General features: G+C 59.8%; 7 protein-coding genes and 1 tRNA gene. 4 read left to right on the top strand and 4 right to left on the bottom strand.

Annotated elements, in window-relative coordinates; genetic code table 11:
- Positions 1-1,040 (top strand): lysostaphin resistance A-like protein (locus NW820_RS06915; protein ID WP_414407066.1); only part of this gene is annotated, 1,040 nt, incomplete at its 5' end.
- Between the two features lie 12 nt (positions 1,041-1,052).
- Here the strand turns inward: NW820_RS06915 and NW820_RS06910 are convergent.
- The 3 genes from NW820_RS06910 to NW820_RS06900 form a co-directional block, all read right to left on the bottom strand.
- Positions 1,053-2,114, bottom strand: a complete 1,062-nt coding sequence (locus NW820_RS06910) for a DnaJ domain-containing protein (protein ID WP_414407065.1) — start codon at positions 2,112-2,114, stop codon at positions 1,053-1,055.
- Positions 2,072-2,929, bottom strand: coding sequence for an ABC transporter substrate-binding protein (locus NW820_RS06905; RefSeq protein ID WP_414407064.1), 858 nt, complete (start codon positions 2,927-2,929; stop codon positions 2,072-2,074). Before NW820_RS06905 ends, NW820_RS06910 begins: the two co-directional genes overlap by 43 nt.
- Before the next feature lie 158 nt (positions 2,930-3,087).
- Entirely contained in the window at positions 3,088-3,960 is an 873-nt protein-coding gene (locus tag NW820_RS06900; protein WP_414407063.1) for an inositol monophosphatase family protein, read from the bottom strand.
- Positions 3,961-4,229: 269 nt separating this feature from the next.
- Here NW820_RS06900 and NW820_RS06895 point away from each other — a divergent pair, with 269 nt between their 5' ends.
- The 3 genes from NW820_RS06895 to NW820_RS06885 all read left to right on the top strand — a co-directional run bounded on the left by NW820_RS06895 (position 4,230) and on the right by NW820_RS06885 (position 6,636).
- Complete coding sequence (locus tag NW820_RS06895) at positions 4,230-4,808, top strand: FHA domain-containing protein (protein WP_414407062.1); 579 nt, start codon at positions 4,230-4,232, stop codon at positions 4,806-4,808.
- A 52-nt stretch (positions 4,809-4,860) separates the two neighbouring features.
- Positions 4,861-4,932 (top strand) — tRNA-Gln (locus tag NW820_RS06890).
- Between the two features lie 228 nt (positions 4,933-5,160).
- A complete protein-coding gene (locus tag NW820_RS06885; protein WP_414407067.1) occupies positions 5,161-6,636 on the top strand; it encodes a cobyric acid synthase in 1,476 nt (491 codons plus the stop codon).
- A 140-nt stretch (positions 6,637-6,776) separates the two neighbouring features.
- Here NW820_RS06885 and NW820_RS06880 read toward each other — a convergent pair whose 3' ends face one another.
- Positions 6,777-7,982 (bottom strand): RNA-guided endonuclease InsQ/TnpB family protein, encoded by a 1,206-nt coding sequence (locus NW820_RS06880; RefSeq protein ID WP_414407061.1) that lies wholly within the window; start codon positions 7,980-7,982, stop codon positions 6,777-6,779.
- Positions 7,983-8,041: the final 59 nt, after the last annotated feature.

Raw genomic sequence — 8,041 nt, 5'->3', positions numbered from 1 at the left:
TGGAATCGAGTCAAAAGAGAGCAGCCCAGGTTCTACAGGGACTGTGGGGAACACCGCGGCGCATCTTGCCAGAGGCGGAGGTGCAGATTCGCAATCATCTGGATGGTTGGTTTGAGGCGGTGGCTCTGCAACAGCTTTACCGACTGCAGCAGCGCAGCGATAGCCTAAATGCCCTCAACCAACAGCAGGAAAAATTGGCCTTGGCGGCTCTATTTCGACTGGCGGTGGTGGGCGGGATCCCCGTGCTGGGGGCACTGCTGGGGTTGATGCTCTTGTTGGGCTGGCTGGGCTGGAGCCTTTGGCGCAAACGTCCGCTTCTGGGCTCTGCTTGGGAAGTGCCTTGGCCGGGGATCGGGGCGCAAGCGGTGTTGACCGGCTGGTTTTTGGGGTTTATCGCCCTCAACGCTTTGGTGCCTCGACTTTACATCATCATCCTCGGCCTGGGGGCACGGCAGCTCAGCCCTTGGCAGCAGGCGGTAGCCCTGTTTCTCACCTACAATTCCGGCGCTTTGCTGGGGGCAGGGTTATTGTACCGTCTCTTGCACGCCTACCCCGGCTGGCAGAGGGTGCTGCAGGTGCGGTTGTGGGGTCCTTGGCTGCTGTGGGGCTTGTGTGGCTACTGGGTGGCCTTGCCTTTGGTGGTGCTGGCAGCGGCACTCTCGCAATTGCTGCTACCGCAGGCGGGGGGTGGGAATCCCATTTTGCCCCTGCTGCTGGATAGCCATGGTTGGGGGGCGCGGTTGGTGTTTTTGGCCGTGGTGTCTGTCTGTGCCCCTGTTTTTGAGGAGGTGCTGTTCCGGGGCTTTTGGCTGCCTACTCTAAGCCGCTACCTGCCTATGGGGGCCGCCATTGGGCTTAGCGCCTTCACCTTTGCCCTTGCCCACCTCAACCTTTCCGATCTGCTGCCTTTGACCATGCTGGGGGTGGTGCTGGGGGTGGTGTACAGCCACAGCCGCAACCTGCTGGCTCCCATCCTACTGCACAGCCTCTGGAATACGGGATCCCTGGTCACGCTGCTGGTGCTAGGGGGTGCGCGTTAAGGGGGGCTCTGCCTACTTTTTCCTGCCGAAGAAGCGGCTCAAGAACCCGCCGTTGTCTTCTTTGCGGGGAGGCGGCACCACTTTCTGAGCCTGTGACGTTTGACGGCTGGCCACTCGCGTTGGCGGGACAGAGTCCTTGGGGACGGGAACGGGCTGTTGAGTGGTGACCTGCTGCAGCCAGCGGCGCACCTCGGCCATCAACTCGGCGTTGGCAGGTTCTAGGCGACTGGCTTGCATAAAGTCTGCTTTGGCCATGCCAGCATTCCCCTGCTTCAGGTGAGCAATGCCCCGGTGCAGGTAGTAGCGGGCCACGTTGGGCTCAGCGCTGATGGCGAAGTTCAGATACTGCACCGCATCCCGGTATTGCTTGCGCTCGATCATGTCCAAGGCTTGGATAAAGCGGGTTTCCGCAGGGCTGAGCTTGGGAGCCGGAGGTGGGGTGGGAACGGGCTGAACAGGGGGACGGCTGGGCGGAGCAACGACGGGGGAGGCTGGGATCCCACCCACAGTGGTACGGCTGGGGGAAGGGGTTGGGATCCCGGTCGCGGTAGTGGTTCTAGAGGCAGGGGCTAGGCTCCCCTGGTAGCCGGCCTTGAGCAACAAATAGGCCAGGTTCAGCTCGCTCAATTGCTCGGTTTTCTCGAGCAGGGTTTCCATGGAGCTGTATTGCTCTTTGGCCAGCTTCTCCACCCGCCTGACATACTCTTCTTGCCAATCGGGGCGCTCGGCCAAGCCCTTGACGGCTTCCCCAGAGGGCCAAAGGTCGGGGGGCGGTGTCTCCAAAAGGCGTTTAATCCGCATTTTGAGCACCGTTTCATATTCCCCTCGCTCCCGCTCTTTGGTCAGCACTTCGTTGGCCGGGTTGACCAGCTTGGCAAAGAGGATGTTGGCGCGCTCTGCACCTTCGGGATCCCCCACAAACCGATCCGGGTGGAGGGCCTTGGCCGCCTGCAGGTAGCCGCGCCGGATCCCCTTGGAGTCGGCGGTAAGGGGCACGCCTAAGATGGCGAAATGGTCAGTCTCGTAGCGGGCTAGTCCTCGGTTGAGGCGGGGGACATTAGAGTTGGATCCCATAGTTGCCACTTCTCTAAAATCTGCTGCAAGGTTCCGTTTTCGATCAGGCTGGAAATCGCCCCATCCACAGCTTCCTTGAGGGAAGGATGCTGAGAGGATACCACTCCCACCAGAGGCATGGGGAACAAGGGCGGCCCCACCAGGCGCAGCCGGGATCCAGCTTGGCGCAGGTTTAGGGCAGCAACAGGCTGATCAACCAGCACGGCATCCAACTGGCCGGCTTGTAGCTGAGCAAACAAGCGCTCAGGGTTGCTGGTGGCAAAGAGACGAATGGCGTTGCCTCTCCTCTCGTTGTACGCCTCCAGCAGGGCTGCCCCCGTACTGTTAACTACAATGCCCACTTTGCGGCCAAATAATTGCGACAGTGTCTCGATGGCCGGTTCCTCTGGCCCAGAGGTGGGGGAGGGATCCCGTACCACCAAGCGCTGCGGGCTGAGATAGTAGGGCCGGGTGGCCAGAAACTGCTCCGGATCCAAGCCCAAAGCTTCCCGCGCTCCCCAGATCAAGTCCACCTCATCCGCTTGCAAGGCCGCCAACTGCTCGCTCCAGGCCACGTAGATGGGATCCACCTGCACCTGAAGGGTTTGGGCAAGCGCCTCCAGGATATCCCACTCGAAGCCGGCGTAGGTTTGTCGCTCCAAGTCGGTATAGAGATAGGCCGGCCCCAGACTGGGATCCAAGCCAACCCGAATGCGCCCCCGGGCCTGGATCTCGGCCCAACGGGAATCAGGGGGCTGTGCCTGCTCGGTGGGGGCGACTTTCCCTTGTGCCGGCTGAGGGTAGCCGGGGCCAGCAGTGGCGACCCCAAGGGCCATCGCTCCCAAGAGGAGAGCCAGGCCGAACTGTGCCGCCCGGCAGCCATGTCGCTGTTTTCCGGGGAGTCCGCTAACCCATCTCCTATCTACCCTGCCCAACATAGGGTTCTTGGAATCTTCTTGATTATTCCTCGATTATTCGTCAGCTACTTCTGTCTTCAATTCAACTCAACTGGGGAGCTTTCCCGGTTCTGATAGGCTGGGCGTGGATCCCGCCGCATGGGAAAGGAGACCGGCAAAGGCCGCACCTGGGCCAGTTCTTCTTGCAGAGCAGCGTGTAACCAGCCATTGCTGGCCAACAGTCGGCCACTGTAAACATCCACCGGGCCGCCATCGTAAGCAGTCACCTTGCCGCCTGCCTCCCGCACCAGAACGATCCCTGCGGCAATGTCCCAAGGGGAGAGGCCCCGCTCCCAGTAGCCATCCAACTGACCGGTGGCCACATAGGCCAAATCCAGAGCTGCAGATCCGCCCCGCCGTACTCCTTGGGTGAGATGGGTAAAGTGGCAAAACTCGGCGTAGTTGTTGTCGGGGGTTTCGCGACGATCGTAGGCAAAGCCGGTAACCAGCAGGCTCCGAGACAATTCAGCCGTTGTGGAGACTCGAATGGGTTGACGGTTGCGGGTGGCCCCCATTCCTTGGACGGCGCGAAACAGATCCCCGCGAAAAACGTCACAAACAACCCCCAAAACCGGCTCCCGCCCCTGCAGCAAACCGATGGAGACGGCGGCAAAAGGGTAGCCGTGGGCAAAGTTGGTGGTGCCATCTAGGGGATCGATCATCCAAGCGTAGGCGCCCTCCGGAGATCCCTGCTGGCCTGATTCCTCGGTCAAGATGACATCTTCGGGGAAGTGCCGCCTCAAGATTTTTAAGATGAGATCCTCAGAAGCGCGATCCGCCGCCGTCACCAAGTCGCCCGGACGTTTCTCCTCGATGGCGAGGGTGCCCCCCACATAACTGCGCAGCAAAGCTCCTGCCTCCAGGGCAGCTTCTGTGGCCACATCCAACCGACGCAGCAGGGCCTCTGTCACACCCCTACCTCAAGAATCTGTTACTCAGGATAGCCCGCGAAGGCTGAGGCTCCCAAGGGATTCCTGAAAACCAAAATGGGCCCAACCTGAGCCCAAGCCCAGTTTCCGGGGAAAGGGGGTATCTCCAAGACTGCCTATAGTGTATAGTACAGTACACTGGGGCTTGTGGGTTTTCCGGCAGCCCGCCAAGACCAGAGTTCCTTTGAAAGCAGTAGGGTTTTGGGGAACTATAGATAAGACTTTGAATTTGGAAAGCCAAGCTGCTGTAAATGGCGTTGAGCGTTGAGGGGGGAAGACCTTTGCCACATAGCTACGACGATTTTTTCACCTCCATCACAGAGGTTGGCGGGAAAAGTCCTCTTCCCAGCCAGGGCTTTGATCTGCCGGCGGATTTGTTCGATCAAGTCCCTGAACGGCCGGTATCCCATCCGGAGTTCACCCTGTCCATCTGCCATCCTGTCCGGCCCTGCAGCTACATCCTGCGGGAGAGTATCTACACGGTTGGACGGGATCCCTCCAACGCCATCCAGATCGTCAATCGGTTTGTCTCGCGTCACCACGCTTACCTGGTGCGGGTGCCCACCAAGTCCAACCGGACAGGGTTTACCTATTGCCTGATCGACGGCAACCGCAAGGGCCAGTCCAGTACCAATGGGGTGTTTGTCAACGGCACGCGGGTGGCCACTCACTACCTGAGGAGCGGAGATGTCATCTATTTCGGGCCAGAGATCCGCGCCTATTTCTTCGAGGTGGCCCGCATTCTCCCTGTGAACCCCTTTGACATCGGCCCTGGCCTTGGCGAAGAGCTTCAGCTTCCCCACGACACAGGAAGCCACCGCAACCGTTGACAGATCTAAAGCTGCATCGCTAAATTAATTAAGCCGGTTAAGCAATGTGAATTGGGGCATCGCCAAGCGGTAAGGCAGCGGGTTTTGGTCCCGCCATTCGGTGGTTCGAATCCATCTGCCCCAGCTTAAAATCCAACCGAGAGCACAAAGGCGCAAGCCCTTGGGATCCCGTGCAGACCTGGGGTTTCGGCTCTTGGCATCAGCAGGGCGCGTTGCTCTGGGGAACTGAGGAATCATGGGGTCGCTTTTGCCAACGGAGGCCCTGGCTTGGCAGGACTGGCCGCGGGGAGAATGGCAACAACCAGAAACCAAGGGCGAGGGATCCGGGGTGAGCTGTTCAGGTCGATCCTTGATGGTGGTGGGAACTTCTTCCCATGTGGGCAAAACCCTGCTGGTAACAGCCCTTTGTCGCATTCTCAAGAAAGCGGGAAAAAGGGTTGCCCCTTTCAAAGCTCAGAATATGTCCCTCAACGCCTATGTCACCCCAGACGGCAAGGAGATTGCCTACGCGCAGGCTCTGCAAGCTTGGGCTGCCGGGATCCCCCCTGCGGTGGAGATGAACCCAATCCTTCTGAAGCCCCAGGGCAACCTGACTTCCCAGATCGTCTTGAACGGAGTGGCGGTGGGCACCTACCGCGCCGGAGAGTATTACGAGCGCTGGTTTGCGCCGGCCTGGCAAGCGGTCAAAGAAGCCCTTGCTCGCCTACAACAGCAGTACGACTGGATCCTTTGCGAGGGGGCAGGTAGCCCAGCAGAGGTGAACCTCAAACATCGGGACTTGGCAAATATGCGGGTTGCCTTGCATTTGGGATCCCCCACTTGGCTGGTGGCAGACATCGACCGAGGTGGGGCGCTGGCCCATGTGGTGGGCACGCTCCAACTGCTGGAACCCGAAGAACGGGCCCTGATCCGGGGCATTGTCATCAACAAGTTTCGGGGCTCGCGGGAACTGTTGCAGCCCGGCCTGGATTGGCTGGAAAACTACACCGGGATCCCAGTTGTCGGGGTCTTGCCTTGGGTGGACTGGGTTCTGCCCCAAGAGGATTCGATGGGAATTGCAGCCAACCCCCTGCTTTGGGAAGATCGCCGCGACCGGGCCGGTGGCCAAGCCCTGAGGGAAGGGCGCCTGGAGATTGCTGTGGTGCGTTTGCCCCAGGTGGCCAATTTCTCGGATTTTGACCCCTTGTTGGCGGAGCCCACCGTCCATCTGCGCTGGGTTCACCCCGGCCAAAGTTTGGGATCCCCGGATGTGGTCATCCTGCCCGGCAGCAAAACCACCCTCAACGATCTGTTCGCGTTGCAAAAGACCGGCCTGGCCGAGCAACTGCGCCAATACTCCGGCCATATCGTCGGCATTTGCGGCGGACTGCAAATGTTGGGAGAAACCATCGCCGATCCCGAAGGCTGGGAGGGGATCGCCGGCACCTACCCAGGGCTGGGCTTTCTCCCTTTGACCACCGTTTTACAACCCACCAAGGTCACCCAGCAGGTACAGACCCAAAGCCGATGGCCTGCCCTGGCCCCCATCCAGGGGTACGAAATTCATCAGGGATCCACCCAGGCGGATCCCTCTGGTTGCCTGCCGCTGTTCGAGCAAGAGAACCTGGGCTGGCGGGATCCCACGGGTCGGATTTGGGGCAGCTATCTGCATGGCCTGTTTGACAACCACCTGTGGCGGCGACAATGGCTGAACTGGCTGCGCCGACAAAAAGGCTGGGATCCCTTGCCGGATCTGGAGGGCCACTATGCTCAGCAGCGGGAGCAATTGCTGGAGCGCCTGGCCGATCTGTGGCAGCCTCACCTGGACTTGGGCCTGTTGATGGAATAGCCCATCGGCGATGGGGGAGAGAAGTGGGGTGGGAGGCTATGTTGCGCCAGGTTACGCCAGCGCGACCGGAAATCCAGGATCCACTCAACCGGTTGCCTCGGCTACCTCTGCCTGACCCGAAGAAGTCCGCTCCGAAAGACTTATGCAACGCTGAACAAAACAGAACTTTGCCCAGCATCGCTGCTTTCTTCCTGCTTCAGCGACCCATGACTAGCGGCAGAGTTCACCCCCACCACCCCGCCAGAGGAGTCTCCACAGGCGTCACTTCCCCCAGAGCTTGGGGTAGTTCTGTACCACCGCAACAGGTTTAGGGCTGCATTCAAGTCGCGGTCTAGCTCCAGACCACAACACGGGCAGCAAAACACCCTTTCCTGCAGTGGCATCTTCTGTCGGTGCCCACACCCTGAACACAGTTGGCTGGACGGATAAAACCTATCCGCCACCACCACCTGACAGCCGTAGAGCCGGGCCTTATACTCTAGCTGTCGCCGAAACTCGTAGAACCCACAGTCTGACAGCGCTCCTGCCAGCTTGCGGTTCTTGAGCAGGTTCTTCACCTGCAAGCCCTCAATCACCACCACCCGATACTTCTTGGCCAGGTAAGTCGTTAGCTTGTGCAGATTGTCTTGCCGAATGTCTGCCACCCGCTTATGGGCCTTGCCTAACTGCACCACCGCCTTCTTACGGTTAGCGGATCCCTTCTGCTTGCGACTCAGCCGCCGTTGCAGTCTGGCCAGACGCTTCCTCGCCTTGCGGTAGGGCTTTGGGTTCTCGAATACTTCCCCGTCGGAACAGGTGGCCAGGTGATGGATACCTAAGTCCACTCCCACCACCTCTCCGGTCTTCTCCACCTGGGGTGTTGGAGCTTCGTACTTGAAGGAGATGTACCAACGCCCAGCGCGAAGGCTGATGACCACGTTCTTGGGTGTGGTCGCCGGAAGCAGCTCTGCACAGCGCAGCCAACCAAAGACAGGCACCTTGATGCGGTCGCCAGAAATGCGGATGTTGCCTTCTAGGTAAAAGCTGTCTCGCACTCCCTTGCGTTTGAAACGGGGGAACTTCCCCAACCCACCCCGCCAGCGCTTAAAGGCTTGCTCCAAGTTGCGTAATGCCTGCTGAGGAGCGCATTTGGAGACCTGGTAGTACCAGGGGTTTTCCTTCTTAACCTCGGCTACCAGGCGCTTGTGCAGGTCAATGGCGGTGGGGAGTTTCTGCCGGTTCTCCAGGGCTTGCCGACAGATGGCCAGGCCCCAGTTGTAGGCGTGACGGGCTACCCCAGCGTGCTGAGCGGCTAGGGTCTTCTGCCGGTTATTCAGCTCTAAGCGGGTGCGGAATCCAAGCAGCATTCAGATAGCCGCGGCCAACATGCTTAGTTTAATGGCTATTTCGGTTCCGCAAAGTAACC

Origin of the sequence: Synechococcus sp. R55.7, from assembly GCF_047461955.1 — a bacterium.
Lineage (GTDB): Bacteria > Cyanobacteriota > Cyanobacteriia > Thermostichales > Thermostichaceae > Thermostichus.
This window is presented reverse-complemented; position numbering and strand designations above follow the sequence as displayed.